Source organism: Thiovibrio sp. JS02, from assembly GCF_053485635.1.
This window is the reverse complement of record NZ_CM130715.1, coordinates 1,771,856-1,788,876: the sequence shown is the minus strand read 5'-3', so window position 1 is coordinate 1,788,876 and position 17,021 is coordinate 1,771,856. Positions and strand designations below refer to the sequence as shown.

Below are 17,021 nucleotides of genomic sequence, written 5' to 3'. Positions count from 1 at the left end.
GGCTTCCGCTCTTCCGGGCATGAGAATGGTCAGGGGGCGGCCGGTGGCTCCTCCCCGTTGTCCGGGGCAGCCGCGGTGAGGGTGCTCAGATAACGGGCCCCCTTTTCCATCTGATCGGCGATTCGCCTGATGTCGCTCATCAGATCGATCTGATACACCATCTGCGCAACGGGCAACAGGTTCTTGGTGCCCGCCTTGAGCAGGCTCGCCTTGAGCTGCCTGTACAGCTCCTCGGTCTCCTTGAACAGGGCGCCGCATTCCTCCACCGTGTACTCCTTCCGCTCCGCGTTGGCCTGATCCAGCAGCCTGACCACCATCTGCTTGTAAACGCTTATCTCGGCGGCTATTTTCTCATTGCTCATCTTATGGCTCTGCTGCTGTTGCTGGGCAACCCGCAGGGAGACATCGGCGATTTCCCGGAAGTAGCTGGTCACCCGCAGGGCATTGGGCAGGACATGGTCCAGCTCCTCGGGCAGATTTCCGCGCCGGACCAGATTGATAAAGTTGCCCACCTCGATTTCCAGCCGGTGAAGAATCTGCCGGTCCGATTCGAGCTGCCTGCTGGGGCCGGCCTCGCTGCTCATGGCGCCCTTGGCCATGCGCCGGGCGATGTTTCCCATCCTTTCCAGTTCCTTGGCCAGGGCGTGGAAGGCCAGAACCGGGGTCGGCGCGATGTTCCGGTCCAGGTAGAGCGGCCGGGCCTCATTTTCCTCGTGGGAGCGGAACATGGTCTGCAGCCTGTTGACCATGGGTCTGGTCAGCGGCCACATCAGGCAAACGCCCAGCACGTTGAAAATGGTGTGGAACAGGGCGAGCAGGGTGGGGGCGTCCGCCTCCAGACTGATGGTGTGCGGCAGGACGATGAGCGCTTTGAGAAGCAGGGGCAGGAGCAAAAGGGCGACCAGGCCGGTGACCAGATTGAAGATGACGTGGCCGGCCGCGACCCGTTTGGCATTGGGGGTGGCGCCGAGGGCCGAGAAGGCCGCGGTGGAGGTGGAGCCGATATTGGCGCCGATCACCAGCGAGGCGGCGTTGTCGATGGGAATCAGGCCGCCGGCCGTGGCGGTGAGGGCGATGGCCATGGCGGCGCTGGAGGACTGCATGGCCACGGTGAGGGCAAAGCCGATGGCCAGGAAGAGGAGATGGCTGGCCAGGCCGCCGCCCCCCAGGTTGCTGAAATCAATACCGCTGCCCAGACCCTCGAAGGTGGTCTTCAGGAGATCGATGCCGACAAAGAAGATGCCGAAGCCGGCCAGGGCCTCGCCGACGGCGCCGTAGCGGTTGTTGCCCCTGCCCAGGCGCAGGAACATGCCCAGCCCCACCAGGGGCAGGGCAAAAAATTTGATCTGGATCTGAAAACCCACCAGGGTCACGAGCCAGCCGGTCATGGTGGTGCCGATGTTGCTGCCGTAGATGATGGTGATGGCCTGCATGAGGTCCATGAGACCGGCATTGACAAAACCGATGGTGGCGACGGTCACCGCGCCGGAGGACTGCACCAGCGAGGTGATGAAGGCGCCGGAGAGAATTCCCTTGAAGGGGGTGCTGGTGGAGCGCTCCAGGATATTGCGCAAGGTCTGGCCTGCCGCGATCTTCAGGCCGTCGGTCATGAGTTGCATGCCCAGCAGGAAGAGGCCGATGCCGCCGATGAGGCTGCCAATCATTGCGGTATTGAGCATGGGAAAAATCCTGACGCCAAGGGGAATGGAAATATTTTTCTTTTTTTATCATACGTTTTTTCCCGGGGAAGGGAAAAGGAGAGAAAGGGGAAAAAAGTGTTTAACAATTTAATTAAAATCTGTATAATTACCGATCCCGCCCTCGACTCATCCTTTTTGTCGCCGGTGGGGAATGCACTCCAGCAAAGGGATTTCATGGTATCCGTATGAACAGGCGCGATTCCGAACCAGTAGAGACGACGGGCGGCGAAGGGCTGATTCCCGGCAACGGCCGTGCGTCTGGGCAACAGGGTTCCGGCCCGGCGCGGGTTTCCGAGTGGCAGGTTCGCAATTTTCTCGACAATGCCAACGACCTTATCCAGAGCATCGACCAGCATGGGAAGTTCCTCTATGTGAACAGATCCTGGCGCAAGACCCTGGGCTATGAGGAAGGCGAAATCGCGGCACTCTCCATCTTCGATATTCTGGACCCCGGCTGCCGCGACAAGTGTCATACCCTGTTCAGGGATATTTCTTCAGGAAAGAAGGCGCACCGCTATGAGGTGGTCTTTGTGGCCAAGGATGGCCGCCGCATCCCGGTGGAGGGCAATATCAGCACCGATTTTTGCGACGGCGAACGGCTGGCCACCCGGGGAATCTTCCGCGATATCAGCAAGCGCAGGCAGGCGGAGGAACTGCTCAAGGAACAGAAGCTGCTCACCGAAAGGCTGATCTGCCATGCCGCGGTTCCCATCTTCGTTCTCAATTCCGAGCATGTGGTCACCGACTGGAACAAGGCCTGCGAGATGCTTACCGGCCTGAGCGCCCGGTCCGTGGTGGGCACCTCCGACCACTGGCGGGCATTCTACCCGGAAAAACGCCCCTGTCTGGCCGATGTGGTCATCCATTCCGTGGATCGCAACCGGCTTGCCAGCCTGTATGCTTCCATCGGCAAGTCGGAGCTGCAGGAGGAGGGGGTGCATGCCGAAGGCTGGTTCGACAGGGCGGACGGCGAGCGTCTCTATCTCTCCTGCGATGCGGTGCCCATTTACAACAGCCGCGGCCAGCTGGTTTCCGTGATCGAGACCATCCAGGATCTCAGCGAACGCAAGAGGATGGAGGAAACCCTCACCCGGCTTGCCAGCACCGATCCCCTGACCGACGTCTATAACCGGGGCAGGATCGAGGAACTGCTCAGGCAGGAGATTGCCAGGGCGGGACGTTATGGGCAGCCTTTCGCCGTCCTGCTTCTGGATCTTGATTATTTCAAGAAGGTCAACGACAGTTTCGGCCATTCCGTCGGTGATACGGTGCTCAAGGAGATTGCCGCCGCGGTGCAGAGGCAGCTCAGGGAAACCGATGCCCTGGGCCGTTGGGGCGGCGAGGAGTTCCTGGTACTCTGTCCGGGGACCGGGCAAGAGGAGGCGGTGGCCATTGCCGAGCGATTGCGCCGCCTGGTGGAGGGGCTTGCCTTCGGGGTGACCATCAGCTGCGGGCTCACCGAATACCGCCACGGCGATACGGTGGATGTTCTGATCAACAGGGCCGACAGGGCGTTGTACGGGGCAAAGCGGGATGGGCGCAATACGGTGCGGCTGGCGGCCTGAACCGTTCAGCGGATCTCGTCGCTGTCCACGTAGGCGTAGGCGCTGTGCTTGTGGATGGACTCGAAGCTCTCCACCCCCACGGAAAACCAGGTGATGGCCGGATGGGCCAGGGCCTGTTCGGCAACCTTGCGCACCACATCCTCGACAAACATCGGATTGTCGTACGCCTTTTCGGTCACGTATTTCTCATCCGGGCGCTTCAGAAGGGCATAGACCTCGCTGGAGGCTCCGGCCTCGGCCAGGGCGATGAGGTCTTCCATCCAGATGAACCCCGAATACTTGACGGTGAGATTCACTTCGCCCCGCTGGTTGTGGGCGCCGTAGGCGCTGATCTCCTTGGAACAGGGGCAGAGAGTGGTGATCGGCACCCAGACGGAGAGGATGAAGTCCTCATCCCTGCCGATGCCGCCGGTGAAACGGCAGGTGTATTCCATGAGGCTGGCCGTGCCGGTGGCAGGCGCCTTTTTTTCCAGAAAATAGGGAAAGGTCATCTCCACATGGGCCGACTCGGCCCGCAGCTCTTCCTTGACCTCGGCCAGCAGGGTCCTGAAGATCCGGTTGCTCATCTCGTCCTGATACTTGTTCAAGACCTCGATGAAGGTGGAAACGCACGACTCCCGGTACTGGCGCGGCATGCTGACCTGCAGGCTGACGCTGGCCACGGTCTGCTGCATGCCCCCTGATTTTTCGCGCACCCTGACCGGGTAATTGATATCTTTTATGCCAACGGTATTGAGCTTCATGCTGGAAAGGTATATACACCATTTGGATGGCTGCGCAAAGTGGTAAACGTTCCGGGCCGGCCCGGCCGGAGGCGACGGGAGGGGCTTCATGAGGTTCGCGGGAGAATGACCGAGGAGAGCAGGGTGCGGTTGGACAAGTGGCTGTGGGCCGCCCGTTTTTTCAAGACCCGCTCCCAGGCCTCCCAGGCCATCAGCGGCGGCAAGGTGCATGTCAACGGCGCCCGGGTCAAGCCGGCCCGTTTCGCCGCGGTGGGCGACGAGGTCCGCATCCAGAAGGATCATGATGAATATCTGCTGGTGATCCGCGCCGTTTCCGGCCAGCGCCGGGGGGCCCCGGAGGCGCAGCGGCTCTATGAGGAGTCCGGGGAGAGCCGGGCGCAAAGGGAGATGGCCCGCGAAAACCGGCGCCTCTTGCGGGCCGAAGGCATTGCCCCGCCGGGGCGGCCGAGCAAGCGCGACCGGCGGCTGATCAAGAAGTTTACCCGAAAAGATGAGTGAGTATTCTTGCAATCGGGATACGGTTCAGGGTACATTTCTTTCTGTTGCGTTTGCGGATAACGGCTTTGTTCAGCGAGATCATAAGGGAGGAAGAAGGACAATGAGAAGGATGGAAAGAGCACTGATCAGCCTCACGGATAAATCCGGAATCGAGGGATTTGCCAAGGAGCTTGAGAACCTGGGGATCGAGATCCTCTCCACCGGCGGCACCGCCAGGAAAATGCGCGACCACGGCATCAGGGTGAAGGATGTTTCCGAGTTCACCGGTTTTCCCGAGATGCTGGACGGCCGGGTCAAGACTCTGCATCCCAAGGTGCATGGCGGCATCCTTGCCCAGAAACACAACCCCGACCACCTCAGGCAGATGGAGCAGCATGGCCTGCAGCCCATCGATCTGGTGGCGGTCAACCTCTATGCCTTTGAAAAGACCGTGGCCAACCCCGACTGTTCCCTGGCCGACGCCATCGAGAACATCGATATCGGCGGCCCGACCATGCTGCGCTCCTCGGCCAAGAATTTCCAGGATGTCACGGTCATCGTCGATCCTGCCGATTATCCGCAGGTGCTCGCCGAAATCAAGGCCGGCGGCAACACCACCCTGAAGACCCGCTTCCGCCTGGCAGTCAAGGTATTTGACCTGACCGGCAGGTACGACACCACCATCGTCAACTGGTTGAAGAGCGTGGATGTCGACGCCAACCCCTATTTCAAATAGGTGACAGCGATGAAAATGGCGGTGTTGCTTTCCGGCTCCGGACGGACCCTGGACAATTTCCACGACCGCATTGCCGACGGCGTCATGCCGGGCAGGATCGAGGTGGTCGTCTCCAACGTGGCCGATGCCCTGGGGCTTGCCAAGGCGGAAAAGTACGGCTATCCGGCCTTCCATGCCAGGGACAATGCCGCCGCCAACGCCATTTTGCAGGATTACGGGGTTGAACTGGTGCTGCTCGCCGGCTACCTCAAGCTCTACCAGCCGCCAGCGCATCTGCGGCGGGCGGTGCTCAATATCCACCCCTCCCTGATCCCCTCCTTCTGCGGGGCCGGCATGTATGGCATGCGGGTGCACAGGGCCGTCAAGAGCCGGGGCGTCAAGGTGAGCGGCTGCACGGTGCATTTCGCCAACGAGGTGTATGACGAGGGGCCCATCGTGGTGCAGAAGTGCGTGGCCCTGGACGATGCCGACACCCCCGACGATATCGCCCGCAAGGTTTTTGTCGCGGAGTGCGAGGCGTATCCCGAGGCGGTCGCCAAGGTCGCGGCAAAGGGGATCGATCACTTCTGGCCGTAAGCCGGCAGGAACCCCGCTGCCCGGCCTCCGGTGCTTGTCGGGGCCGGGGCCTGTCGTTTGGCGCCCGGACCTTGTTTTCGACTCGCCCACCGGCATCGGGCCGGTGGCTGTTTTGTTTTCGGAGGGAAGTCTGATGAAAAAGCAGATCATGACGGCGGCGGACATCGACCGCTCCCTGCAGCGGATCGCCTTGCAGATCGTGGAAAACAACCATGGTGTCGCCAACCTGGCCATCATCGGCATTCACACCGGCGGCGTCTTTCTGGCCGACCGGATTCAGAAGCTGATCCAGGACCGGGAGAAGATCGAGCTGGCCACCGGCACCCTGGATATCACCCTCTACCGCGACGACTGGAGCCTGGTGGCCCAGAATCCGGTGGTGAAGAAAACCAACATCAAGTTTCCGGTGGAGGAGAAGGTGGTGGTGCTGGTGGATGACGTTATCTTTACCGGCCGCACCATCCGCGCCGCCATGGACGCTCTCATGGACATCGGCCGGCCCCGCTGCATCCAGCTTGCCGTTCTGGTGGATCGTGGCGAGCGCGAGCTGCCCATCCAACCCGATTATGTCGGGATGGACATCCATGTCAAGGCCAACGAGCATATCCATGTTCTCCTGGCGGAAAACAGCGGGATTGACGAAATTGTGCTCACGGGTCGCGATTGAGTTTTTTCTCTGACCGCGGGGCGTGCTAGGATGAAGTTGACCGGGGTGGGCAAAGCTGTGGGCTGGTGATAACGTATCCGTCGGTGGGGCAATGGCTCAAAAAATCCAGACAGGCCAGGATCTGGCGCGGATCAGGAAGCGGATCAGGGAAAAGCGGGAAAGTTACGCGACCTACAACTTCACCCCTGCCCAGAACGACCTCCTGCGCGCCTTTTTCGATCTCGCCCAGGAGGTCGATTCCAACGAGGATTTTTATCGGGTCTGCGTGGTGGCTCTTTCCGAGTTTCTCGGCCTGGAGAGCAGGCTCTACCTTCTCGACAGGCACGGCGAGGAACTGCTTCTTTGCTGTGACAGCAGACGCGGACTCCTGTCGGAGCCGGAAAAGACGCCGGCCTATATCCACTTGGGCTGCAAATCTTACGAAACCGAGCACTCCGTTCTGATCCCCATCCACCGGAAACCCACCGAGTTGCGGGATGGGCAGAAAAAAACCATCAGCTCGCTGGTGATGGGCGTGCTGGAGGTGTATCCCCTGGAGAAGATCTCCAAGGCGGACCGTTTTTTCCTCCGCAAGTACACGAACCGTATCGGCTACAACCTGCACAACCGGATGATCTCCCACGAAAACATCCGCCACCTCAAGTTCATCAACAATCTGGTGATGGATATCGAGCACAACGTCATCACCCCCAACATGTATTTCAAGCACCTCTTCAACCAGCTCAAGGCGCGGATCGGGGATATCGACGAGCTGGAACAACTGATCGGCGGCTTGAAAGAGAGACAGGGCGTTCCTTCCGCCAGCTGTGAGCTGGTGATCAACAAGGTGAGCACGCTGCACCGGCTTCTCCTGGAGAACCACCGGGAACTCCTGGAACACCATGCCAACTACAGCCTGTTTCTGGAGAGCCTCTTCAGGCGCGACCATTTTGCCAAGGGTCGTTTCGTGCTCAGGCCCAGAAAGTGCGCCATTGATCAGGAGATTGTCGCCCCGCAGCTGGACCATTATCTGAGCAGGTTCAACGCCAGGGGCATTGTGGTGGAAAAGCCCCGGGACATGCAGGAGGAGGAGCTGTACCTGCGGGTGGACGTGGGGCTGCTCTCCCAGGTGTATGCCAATCTTTTTTCCAACGCCGTCAAGTACACAACCGCGATCACCAACCGTCGCGGCGAGCTGCGCAAGGCGGTGGCCTACGGCCGCGAGATCATCCCCGGCTGCTTCGGGCCGGGCCGCGACGGCATCAAGTTCAACGTCTTCACCACCGGCGAGCATCTTGCCGACAATGAGGCAAAGGCCGTTTTCGCCGACGGGGTGCGCGGCGAACGGGGCAAGAATCAGCCCGGCACCGGGCATGGTCTGGCCTTTGTCAAGCAGGTGGTGGAGATCCACGGCGGCGTGGTCGGCTATGAGGCCACCGAGGAAGGCAACAACTTTTATTTTGTCCTGCCGGTTCCCGATCCCGGGGAAGAGCAGGTCAGCAAGCCTTGAGCGGGTGACGGCCGCCGATGTTCCCCCTCAAGGATGATATCCCCTCCAAAAGTTTCCCGGTCGTCAATCTCTGGCTCATCGTTGTCAATGTGCTCTGCTTTCTCTACCAGTTGAGCCTCGGTCCGGGCCTGGAGCCCTTTGTCGTCGACTACGGCTTTATTCCGGCCCGCTTTGTCGCCGAGCTGCGGGCGAACCTTTTTCCGGGCAGCGTGGTGCCCATCTTCAGTTCCATGTTCCTGCACGGCAGCCTGCTGCATGTTTTTTCCAACATGTGGATGCTCTGGATTTTCGGCGATAATGTGGAAGACCGGATGGGCCACGGCCGTTATCTCTTCTTCTATCTGCTCTGCGGCGTTGCCGCGGCCTTCACCCAGTTCGGGGTGAGCCCCCAGGCCAGGGTGCCGATGATCGGGGCCAGCGGCGCGATCTCGGGGGTGATCGGCGCCTATCTACTCCTGTATCCCGGGGCAAGGATCCTCACCTTCATCCCGATTTTCATCCTTTTTTATCTGGTTGAGATTCCGGCCTATTTCTTCATTGGTTTCTGGTTTCTCATGCAGTTCCTCCAGGGCACGGCCCAGTTCGCCGTCGGCCGTCTCGCCGAAGGCGGAGTCGCCTTCTGGGCGCACATCGGCGGTTTTCTCGCCGGTGTTTTTCTGCTGCAGTTCTTCAAACGGCGCAGGGAAGGGGGAAAGAGAGGCCAGGTCTGGTTGTAGCTGCCGGGTGACCTGGCTGCGGGCGGGGGTTGTTACCGTTTTTTTCTCGTCAGCCGTCTTCCGGCAAAACCGGCAAGGCCGGCGCCAAACAGCAGGATGGTGGCCGGTTCCGGCGTGTGGGCCGGCGGCGGGTCGGTGGTGCCGAGATGGGTGATGGTGAAACCGCCCATGGCGCCGAGATAGCCGACGCCGTATGTGCTTCTGGTCGGGCTGATGATCAGATGGTGGCCACCGAGAAAGAGGGAAAGTTCATCCCCGATCTGGGACAGGGTGTCGCTCTGGCCGTTGGCGGTGACTTCGAGCCCCCAGAAACCGAACCCCTGGTGCACGTATTCACCCGGGATATACATTCCGTAAAAGGGTGAATAGGCCACGGAAAGGTCTGGATTGAGGAGGCAGGCCAGGGTGTTTTCCCCGGGGGAGAAAAAGGCGCTGACGCTGGAGTCCTGCAGGTCGTAGGGGCTGTTGCCGTTGTAGCTCGTTCGGACCTTGCCGTCGATATCGACAAAGTAGGACTCGCCATCGTTGAGGGTGAACTGGTAGTCGAAATCCGCCCAGATCTCTCCGCTGATCGCCACTTCCACCAGGCCGTCCGGACCCTGATCCTGATAGCCGCTTCCGTCGAGTGTGCCGTACAGGGAGCCGGTGAGGTGAAAATCCACCGGCACGGCCTCCGCGCCCGGAACAAATCCAAACAGCAACATTCCCACTGTCAAGCCTGTCAAAGCCTTCATGATTTTCCCCTCGTGATGCCCTGTTCGCACGGCGAAATTTCTGGAGTTGGGTGAATTATCGCTATTTGTCTTGCAAAAAGTATTCCTCTGGTCTTGTTAAAATAATAAATATGTTATTTCAGGATATTACGTGGTTTACGGTTTGGGATGTTTTCCCCAAAACAGGAAATTTCAGATAAAGCGATTCTGTTTTTCCGGAAATGCGGAACATATGTGCTAGGTGGAAAGGGCTGGGAGGGAATTATTTTCTGGCCTTTCTTGCAAAAAAAGGAAATTGCTTCTAAGTATTGGCAGACAGCGTCCTGCTGACCGAAAAATCGGTCGGCGTCTCGGAAAAAAGCATTCGTGAAAAGACAGGGGGAATGATGAAAGAGTACAAGGTTGTTCTGCACATCAATGAAACAGCGCGCTGGCAGGTTGCCCTGGGCAACGCCGCCAACCTGCTCAAGGCGGCGGGGGAGGAGAAGGCGGAAGCTGTCTGTCTTGCCAACGGCAGCGCGGTGCTCGCCTATGAGGATGCCGCCCTGGTTGCGACCATGCGCGAGCTGGCCGGCAAGGGCGTAATTTTTCTGGCCTGCCGCAATTCCATGCGCAAGATGAAGGAGGAGAAGAAGATCAGCATCGGCGAGGAGGGGCTGCCGGATTTCGTTCAGGTGGTGCCTGCCGGCATACTTGCTCTGGTGGAAAGGCAGCAGGCAGGCTATGCCTATGTCAAACCCTGAGGGCGACGATCCCCGCCGGCAGGCGCCGCCGGGCCTGGGCGAGATTTTTCCGGCCTTTTTCAAGGTCGGCCTCACCGCCTTTGGCGGCCCTGCCATGGTGAGCCACATCAGGGAACTGGTGGTGGTGAAAAAAAGGTGGCTGGCCCCTGACATCTTTCAGGAGGGCATCGCCCTCTGCCAGACCCTGCCCGGCGCCATTGCCGTGAACATGGCCGCCTATGCGGGCTACCGCTGTCGCGGGATCCCCGGCATGCTCCTCGCTTTTCTGGGGTTCGGCCTGCCGGCCTTTGCTTTGATGCTTTTTCTCTCCGTTATCTACAAGGCGACCAGGGCCATGCCCGCGGCGGAGGCGATCTTTTCCGGCCTTGCCGTGGTGGTGGTCGCCATCGTGGCCCACGCCAGCCTGACCTTTGGCCGCAACAGCCTGAAGGCGGCCGCCGACTTCGCTCTGGCTGTCCTGGCCGCGCTTCTCCTGTTTTTTCGCGTCAATCCCTTTCTGGTGATCCTCAGCGGCGGCCTGCTCGGCCTCGTGCTGTTCCGCCTGCGGGCAACGGAGTTTTTACGGCAGGGGCGTCATCGCCCCGGTTCCTGCCGGGATGCGGCCCTGCTCCTGGCCGGCTTTGCCGCGAGCATGCTTTTCCTCTGGCTGGCTGCGCCCGGGCTTTTTGAGCTGGCCCGGGTCATGGCCAAGATCGAGCTTTTTGCCTTCGGCGGCGGCTATACCGCCATCAGCCTCATGTTTCACGAGGTGGTTGCGGCCAGGGACTGGCTCGACAACCAGACCCTGCTCGATGGCGTTGCCCTGGGACAGTTGACTCCGGGTCCGATTCTCAACACCGCGACCTTCATCGGCTACTTTGTCAGCGGCCTGGCCGGGGCAATCGTGGCCACCCTCGGGATCTTTTTCCCGGGCCTCATCCTGGTGGCGGGTGCGCTGCCGCTGTTTGACCGGCTGCGCAGCTCCGCTTTTTTCCCGCGGTTTATCCGGGGCGTCATCGCCTGCTTTGTCGGGCTGCTGCTCTTTGTAACGGTGAAATTCGCCCTGGCCATCAGCTGGGATCTCAGGCACCTGCTCCTTTTGCTGGCGAGTTTCGCCGCGCTGGTCCTCAAGGTGGATCTGCTTTTTGTCGTGGCCGGGGCCGGGCTTGCCTCCTACCTTCTCTTTTGAGTAAGATGGAAAACGATGTATCGGTCTCGAAAAGGAGGGGGGCATGAAAAAGCAGCTTGTTCTGATCGGCGGCGGCCACGCCCATCTGACCACCCTGGCCAACCTGCATCGCTTCGTTGCCAAGGGCTACGGGGTTACCGTGATCGGGCCCTCGCCCCATCATTACTATTCCGGCATGGGGCCAGGGATGCTGGCCAGGGTGTACCGGCCCGAAGAGATCCGCTTCGCCACCCGGCAGGTGGTGGAAAAGCAGGGCGCCGCCTTTGTGCTCGGCAGGGCGGTCCGCATCGAGCCGCGGACACGGGCGGTGCATCTTGCCGACGGCACGACACGTCCCTACGACGTGCTCTCCTGCAATGCCGGCAGTTCCGTACCACAGACCCTGCCGGGCATGGCCACGGCCCGGGAGCTTTTTTCAGTCAAGCCCATCGAGAGGCTGATGGAGGCGCAGGCGCGGCTCCTTGCTCTGGCCGGGCAAAAGCAGATACGGGTCGCCGTGCTCGGCGGCGGCCCTTCGGCGGTGGAGGTTGCCGGCAATGTCTGGCGCCTGCTTGCCGACGCCAGGGTCGCGCCGCCGCGGATCACGGTTTTTGCCGGGTCAGGCCTCATGGCCCGGCAGCCGGAAGCGATCCGGAGCCGGGCGCGGCGGTCGCTTGTCGGACGCGGCATCGAAATAGTCACGGCGGACCGGGTGCGGGAGATCAGGGAAGGGAAAGTGGTTCTTGCATCCGGTGCTGCCCACGAGGCAGATCTGATCTTTCTTGCCCTCGGGATTGAGCCTTCGCCGCTTTTTGCCGACTCTGGGCTGGCCACCGGCCCGGACGGTGGGCTTCTGGTCAACGAGTTTCTGCAATGCCCGGAGCATCCGGAGATTTTCGGCGGCGGCGACTGCATTTTTTTCGCTCCGCGTCCCCTGGACAAGGTCGGGGTCTATGCGGTCAGGCAGAACCCGGTCCTCTGTCACAATCTCCTGGCGGCCCTGGAGGGCAGGCCGCTCCGCAGATTCTCGCCCGGCGGCGACTATCTCCTCATCTACAACCTCGGGGACGGCACCGGCATCCTCCGGAAGCGCGGGCTGGTTTTCGGCGGCCGCCCGGCCTTCTGGCTCAAGGATTTCATCGACCGCCGCTTCATGCGGAAGTTCCAGGCCCTGGAGAAGGGATAGGGGGAGATGCCCGCCGGGGATTGGTGAGAGGTCGGAAACAGCCTGTTCCCTTTTTGGCTTGGTCTTTCGTAACCGTAACCTCACGGGTTTCGCCGAGGCATCCGGTATCGCCCACCGCCTGTTTTTCAAGGGGTTGTTAAGCACTCAGAATGATGTCGAACCCTCCCATGGCGCCGAGATCGCCCGCCCCGAAGGTGCTTCTTGTCGGGCTGATGATAACGGCGTGTCCGGCAAGAGAAATTGTCCGGCTGTCCCCGATGTTTTGTATGACAAAGCTCTGGCCGTTGTTGCTGACCTGGAGCGCATTAAAGCCGAAGCCCTGGTGTGCATGCTCCCCCGGGACGGAGAGAGTGTAGAACGGCGAATAGCCGAGGGAGAGGCCGGGATGAAGAAGAGAGGCGATGACGTTTTTCTCCGGGGTGAAGACAGCCTCCACGACGGCGTTGGCCAGGTCGTAGGGGCTGTGGTCCGCATAGCTCGTCTGGACCTTGCCGCCGATATCGACAAAATGGGATTCTCCGACGTTCAGGGCGAAGGATTCGTCGATATCGGCCCAGATTTTTCCGGTGATCGCCACGGTCACCAAGGATCCGGCGCCCTGATCCTGTCCACCGGAACCGCTGAGTGTTCCGCTCAGTGCCCCTTTCAGATGAAAATTCACCGGCGCGGCCGCGGCTGACTGGGCAAGGCCGAAGAGAAGCAACCCCACGGTCAGCCAGACCAACGTCTGCCCGGCGCTCCCGTTTTCGTTGGCAGGGGCGTCGCGGCCAGCGCGGCTTTTTTCCCTGCCGTCGCCATTGCCAGAGGAATATGTCTGCTGGTCCGCTTCCCCGCTGCCATTGCCCGCCCCCCGCAGGTACGCTTCCGGGTGCAGATCCGCGGAAACAGCCGAGGCTTCCGGCGCAAAGCCAAACAGCAATACCGCCATGAACAACCATGTCAATGTCTTCATGTGTTCCCCCCATCTTTCGATGTCTTCGCGCACGCGAATTTTCAATGAGTTGCCAATGCACCTGTTCCGATAAAGGTGCAAGAAATATTCCAGCGTAGGATAAAGAACTCCCCCTGTTGTTTCGGGCTGTTACGGCGATCAAGATGGGTCGGAAAGAAGAATTTGCAGATCCGCGGATTCAGTTTTCCGGAATTGCGTATTTTGTTTGCCAGGAAGGAAAGGGGGAGGCGACCGATTATGCCTTCCCTTTCTTTTTTTCGGAAAAATGGAAGAGGTGTAGCCGTTCCGGCGATTTTTTATTGTAACTTACTGTAATGAAAGAAAAAATAAAAGTATCAGCGGCCGCAGTTCTTGTTCGGCAAGGGGAAGAGGTGCATGGGCGAGGAGGGATGACGATGCGTTGATTCACCGCGTCCTGATGGCCCTGGGGCGTGATGGAGGGGAGCGCTTCCGGCCTGGGCGCGCCCGTTGTTTTTTCTCGCCCGCCGGCTCTGCAATTTCGCCGGTGGCAATAAACGGGGGGGGAATTCCGCAGGGATTCCCCCCCGGGCCACGGCTCGAAAGGATGCCCGGTCCGCCGCCTTCCAGCAGGGGCCACGTCTCCGGCTCGGCAAACGCGCCTTCTTGCCGCACGGGACAATTCCTTGAAAACACTTTGCCCCCGGCCTTTACTCGCGGCCCACCTCCCCGGAATGCTCCGAAGCCCGCTACGGTCTGGCCTGCTGCTTTTTGTGGAGGGCCATATCAATGGCGATGTGCAGTTCCCGATCCTTGAAGGGCTTGAGAAGATAGCCGGAGTTTGGGATTTTTTTTGCCTGATCGACCATGATCTGATTGTCGTACGCGGTTAAAAAGATGACCGGAATGTCGCGGCGGGCGAGAATGGCTCGCGCCGTATCGATGCCGGTCATGCTCCCCTTCAGGACAATATCCATCAGCATCAGATCGGGGGGCTCTTCTTCCGCCCTGGCCATGGCTTCTTCGCCGGAAGACGCTATGGCCGTCACCCGATAGCCCATGTCGATGAGGCTGTCCTTGATGTCATTGGCAATAATCCACTCATCCTCTACCACCAGAATCTTCGCTTTCATATTCATCCTCTTGTTCGTGGGTCGGAATCGCAACAATCGCGACGCCAACGGTTATTGATTGGCAACTTTTGGGTTTACCGTCGTGAAACGGTGTGTTTTTCCGGGGTGGGCCTGCGCCCGTTCTTCTTGTCTTGCCTCAGATGCGTTGTACGTACCCTGTTTCCTTGAAGGCTATGGCGAAACTCGTTCCTCCGTTGCTGGTTACTTCGAGCCGGCCCTGCAGCTGGTGTTCGGCAAGGTTGACCACCAGTTGCAGGCCGAGGGAGTTGCCGCTGCGGATATCAAAGCCTGCCGGCAGGCCGACGCCATTGTCGGCGACCCGGAGCAGGTAGCCGCCCTGGCCGTTGCGCTTCAGGGAAACGGTTATTTCGCCTTTCCGGTCGCCGGGAAAGGCGTATTTGAAGCTGTTCGTTACCAGCTCGTTGATGATCAGCCCGCAAGGGGTGGCGGTTTCTATGTTGAGGGAGATCGTTTCCACATCGGTGCTCAGTGTTATGCGGTCCTGTTCCACCGCGTAAAAATCAAAGAGCTGGGTTGTCAGTTCCTGCACATATTCATGCAGCGACACGCTGGAGAGGTTGCCGGGCCCGTAAAGCGCTTTATGGACAAGGGCGATGGCGCCGATCCGGCTCCGGCTTTCGTTGATGATCTCAAGAATCCTGGCGTCGCCCAGGCGACGCGCCTGCATGCGCAACAGGCTTGAGATGATCTGCATGTTGTTCTTCACCCGGTGATGAATCTCCTTGAGCAGCAGCTCCTTTTCCCAAAGAGAGGTTTCCGCCTGGCTCTGGGCCGCCTGCCGCTGGGCAATCTCCTCTTCAAGGGCATTGCTTTTTTCCATGAGCTGCTGCCCGAGCCGGAAGAGCAGTTCAAAGAAAAAAAGAAAGGCCACCGCGAGGATGATGATGAAAACGCCGAAGAGGAGAACGGTGAATATGCTGGTTTTCATGGTGGTTTACCGGCCAAGGTTCCGGAACATCTCCAGGCTCTTTTCCGCCGGCGCCTTTTCGGCAAGGATGAGATGGCAGAGATCGCAATCCCGTGAAATGACCTTGCCGTCCTCGCTGGTAAAGGCGTCGTTGTGGCAGCGGAAACACCCGGAGCCGTTCCGGTGTCCTATGAAACTCTGATAGGTTTCCCAATGGATGTTCATTTCCGGAAAAACATTTTCAGCATACGCCTGTTGCGTTCCGGCAACGGCCTGGGCAAGGAGGTCGCTCCGTGAGGCGGTCAGCTCCGGGTAGTGCGTGCCGTACCACTGGCGAAGCTGATCGGCGATTGCCTGGCGGGCGGTTTCCGGGTCCGGGTACTGCCGGGTGATCACGGCCAGGGCCTCACGTTTGATGAACGGCAGTTCGGCCGGGATCTGGCCGGCAAGAATTTTCTGGTCGAGGGCCGGGCCGGGGGCAAGGAAGACATGGGTGGGCCGGTTGTGGCAATCGACGCAGTCCATCAGGCGTTGGCTGCCGCCGGTGGTTTTTTCCCGGGATTCATAATTCTTATTCCTGTAAACCGTGCGAACTCCGGCGGCGTCCTGGAGCACCACCCGGGTGATCTCTTTCCCCTCCCGGTCGGCCGCCTCGTAGAAGAGCTGGTGCTGCTCGGAGATATGCCAATGGATCCCTTGGGCCGAGCGGCCCAGGTAGCCGCCGGAACCGATCTTCATGATCATGGCGGTCTGCACGTGGCTGTTGGCCTCGTCCGGCAGAAAGCTGTCGATGAAATAGAGCATGTGGCCGTGGAATTTTTCCGGTCGGTGGCACTCTTCGCAGAGCTTCCGGCTGGGGCGCAGGCTGGCGAGCGGTGTTTTCAGCGGCCGCTCATGGGCGTTGAACAGGGTGGAGTAAAGCTGCTTGAGCCCGGTGAACTTTGCCTTGGCCGCCCCCTGGGCATCCTTGCCGATGTGGCAGGCAACACAGGGTACCTGGGAGTGGGGGGAGTTTTTAAAGGTGGTGAATTCGGGCGCCATGACCGTATGGCAGAACGTTCCGCAAAATTGCGTGGAATCGGTATAGCGGTGACCGGAATAGGCGACAACCCCCAAAAACAGCAGGAACGCCGCCACCAGAATGGTGGCGGTGTAGACAAGCCGACGAATCCCCTTGCAGCGCTCCGGATTGGTGAGCTGTTCCTTGAAAAATTCATAGGTATAGGGCTCCCGGGCGACCTTGCTTCTGGCGCGGACCAGGCCGGCCACCATGAGGATGAGGGCGACAAGGGCGAGGGGCCCCAGGATCAGATAGATAAAAAGGCTGAAATAGGGGTTTTCGATGCCGCCCTGCAGATCGATCAGGGTGGAAAGCACCAGGATCGGAAAGAGCAGGGCGAAAATGGTCGCCCCGACCAGGGTGGCCGGTCTGCGAAAGATTACCCGCAGCAGCGTCAGGATTATTCCGCCTTGTCTATGCAAGATTCCACTCCGTTACGGACTGACGCCGGTCGGTGGCAGCAGGGACCGAGTCGTTCACGCAGTCAGTTTTTTCCTCATGGGGCATTCACCATTGGGGTGAATATCCTGGC

At 60.0% G+C, this 17,021-nt stretch carries 16 protein-coding genes and 1 pseudogene; 10 read left to right on the top strand and 7 right to left on the bottom strand.

Going from position 1 to position 17,021, the window contains the following annotated elements:
* Positions 1-29 precede the first annotated feature (29 nt).
* On the bottom strand, positions 30-1,679 hold the full coding sequence (locus ACUUL3_RS08315) for a Na/Pi cotransporter family protein (protein WP_448556309.1): 1,650 nt from the start codon (positions 1,677-1,679) through the stop codon (positions 30-32).
* Positions 1,680-1,885: 206 nt separating this feature from the next.
* Between ACUUL3_RS08315 and ACUUL3_RS08310 the strand changes: the two genes are divergently transcribed.
* Positions 1,886-3,265, top strand: coding sequence for a sensor domain-containing diguanylate cyclase (locus tag ACUUL3_RS08310; protein ID WP_448556307.1), 1,380 nt, complete (start codon positions 1,886-1,888; stop codon positions 3,263-3,265).
* A 5-nt stretch (positions 3,266-3,270) separates the two neighbouring features.
* Here the strand turns inward: ACUUL3_RS08310 and folE2 are convergent, their stop codons facing one another.
* Entirely contained in the window at positions 3,271-4,008 is a 738-nt protein-coding gene (folE2, locus tag ACUUL3_RS08305; RefSeq protein WP_448556305.1) for a GTP cyclohydrolase FolE2, read from the bottom strand.
* A gap of 105 nt (positions 4,009-4,113) precedes the next feature.
* Between folE2 and ACUUL3_RS08300 the strand changes: the two genes are divergently transcribed.
* The 6 genes and pseudogenes from ACUUL3_RS08300 (at position 4,114) to ACUUL3_RS08275 (ending at position 8,669) form a co-directional block, all read left to right on the top strand.
* Positions 4,114-4,506, top strand: coding sequence for an RNA-binding S4 domain-containing protein (locus tag ACUUL3_RS08300; RefSeq protein ID WP_448556303.1), 393 nt, complete (start codon positions 4,114-4,116; stop codon positions 4,504-4,506).
* A 100-nt stretch (positions 4,507-4,606) separates the two neighbouring features.
* A pseudogene (locus ACUUL3_RS08295) lies at positions 4,607-5,182 on the top strand (IMP cyclohydrolase); the annotation flags it as partial.
* Between the two features lie 48 nt (positions 5,183-5,230).
* Entirely contained in the window at positions 5,231-5,797 is a 567-nt protein-coding gene (gene purN / locus ACUUL3_RS08290) for a phosphoribosylglycinamide formyltransferase (protein ID WP_448556301.1), read from the top strand.
* Positions 5,798-5,930: 133 nt separating this feature from the next.
* Positions 5,931-6,464: a bifunctional pyr operon transcriptional regulator/uracil phosphoribosyltransferase PyrR gene (gene pyrR, locus ACUUL3_RS08285; RefSeq protein ID WP_448556299.1), complete on the top strand. Its 534-nt coding sequence runs from the start codon at positions 5,931-5,933 to the stop codon at positions 6,462-6,464.
* Between the two features lie 91 nt (positions 6,465-6,555).
* Positions 6,556-7,953 carry a sensor histidine kinase gene (locus tag ACUUL3_RS08280; protein ID WP_448556297.1) on the top strand — a complete coding sequence of 466 codons (1,398 nt, stop codon included), beginning with the start codon at positions 6,556-6,558 and terminating at the stop codon, positions 7,951-7,953.
* Between the two features lie 17 nt (positions 7,954-7,970).
* Positions 7,971-8,669 carry a rhomboid family intramembrane serine protease gene (locus ACUUL3_RS08275; RefSeq protein WP_448556295.1) on the top strand — a complete coding sequence of 233 codons (699 nt, stop codon included), beginning with the start codon at positions 7,971-7,973 and terminating at the stop codon, positions 8,667-8,669.
* Positions 8,670-8,701: 32 nt separating this feature from the next.
* Here the strand turns inward: ACUUL3_RS08275 and ACUUL3_RS08270 are convergent, their stop codons facing one another.
* Entirely contained in the window at positions 8,702-9,403 is a 702-nt protein-coding gene (locus tag ACUUL3_RS08270) for a PEP-CTERM sorting domain-containing protein (protein WP_448556293.1), read from the bottom strand.
* A 287-nt stretch (positions 9,404-9,690) separates the two neighbouring features.
* On the opposite strand from ACUUL3_RS08270, the gene ACUUL3_RS08265 reads away from it, so the two are divergent.
* Genes ACUUL3_RS08265 through ACUUL3_RS08255 form a run of 3 tightly spaced genes read left to right on the top strand, consistent with a single transcriptional unit; the run spans position 9,691 to position 12,458 of the window.
* Entirely contained in the window at positions 9,691-10,125 is a 435-nt protein-coding gene (locus ACUUL3_RS08265) for a DsrE family protein (protein ID WP_448556292.1), read from the top strand.
* Positions 10,112-11,293, top strand: coding sequence for a chromate efflux transporter (gene chrA / locus ACUUL3_RS08260; protein WP_448556290.1), 1,182 nt, complete (start codon positions 10,112-10,114; stop codon positions 11,291-11,293). Before ACUUL3_RS08265 ends, chrA begins: the two co-directional genes overlap by 14 nt.
* Positions 11,294-11,336: 43 nt before the next feature.
* Complete coding sequence (locus ACUUL3_RS08255) at positions 11,337-12,458, top strand: NAD(P)/FAD-dependent oxidoreductase (protein WP_448556288.1); 1,122 nt, start codon at positions 11,337-11,339, stop codon at positions 12,456-12,458.
* Positions 12,459-12,594: 136 nt separating this feature from the next.
* Here ACUUL3_RS08255 and ACUUL3_RS08250 read toward each other — a convergent pair whose 3' ends face one another.
* From ACUUL3_RS08250 to ACUUL3_RS08235, 4 genes are all read right to left on the bottom strand, one after another.
* Positions 12,595-13,410: a hypothetical protein gene (locus ACUUL3_RS08250; protein ID WP_448556286.1), complete on the bottom strand. Its 816-nt coding sequence runs from the start codon at positions 13,408-13,410 to the stop codon at positions 12,595-12,597.
* Positions 13,411-14,117: 707 nt separating this feature from the next.
* The gene (locus ACUUL3_RS08245) at positions 14,118-14,501 is read right to left on the bottom strand and encodes a response regulator (protein ID WP_448556284.1); all 384 of its coding nucleotides are present in this window, start codon (positions 14,499-14,501) and stop codon (positions 14,118-14,120) included.
* Between the two features lie 136 nt (positions 14,502-14,637).
* Positions 14,638-15,450 carry a sensor histidine kinase gene (locus ACUUL3_RS08240; protein WP_448556282.1) on the bottom strand — a complete coding sequence of 271 codons (813 nt, stop codon included), beginning with the start codon at positions 15,448-15,450 and terminating at the stop codon, positions 14,638-14,640.
* A 6-nt stretch (positions 15,451-15,456) separates the two neighbouring features.
* On the bottom strand, positions 15,457-16,911 hold the full coding sequence (locus tag ACUUL3_RS08235) for a NapC/NirT family cytochrome c (RefSeq protein ID WP_448556280.1): 1,455 nt from the start codon (positions 16,909-16,911) through the stop codon (positions 15,457-15,459).
* Between the last annotated feature and the right edge of the window lie 110 nt (positions 16,912-17,021).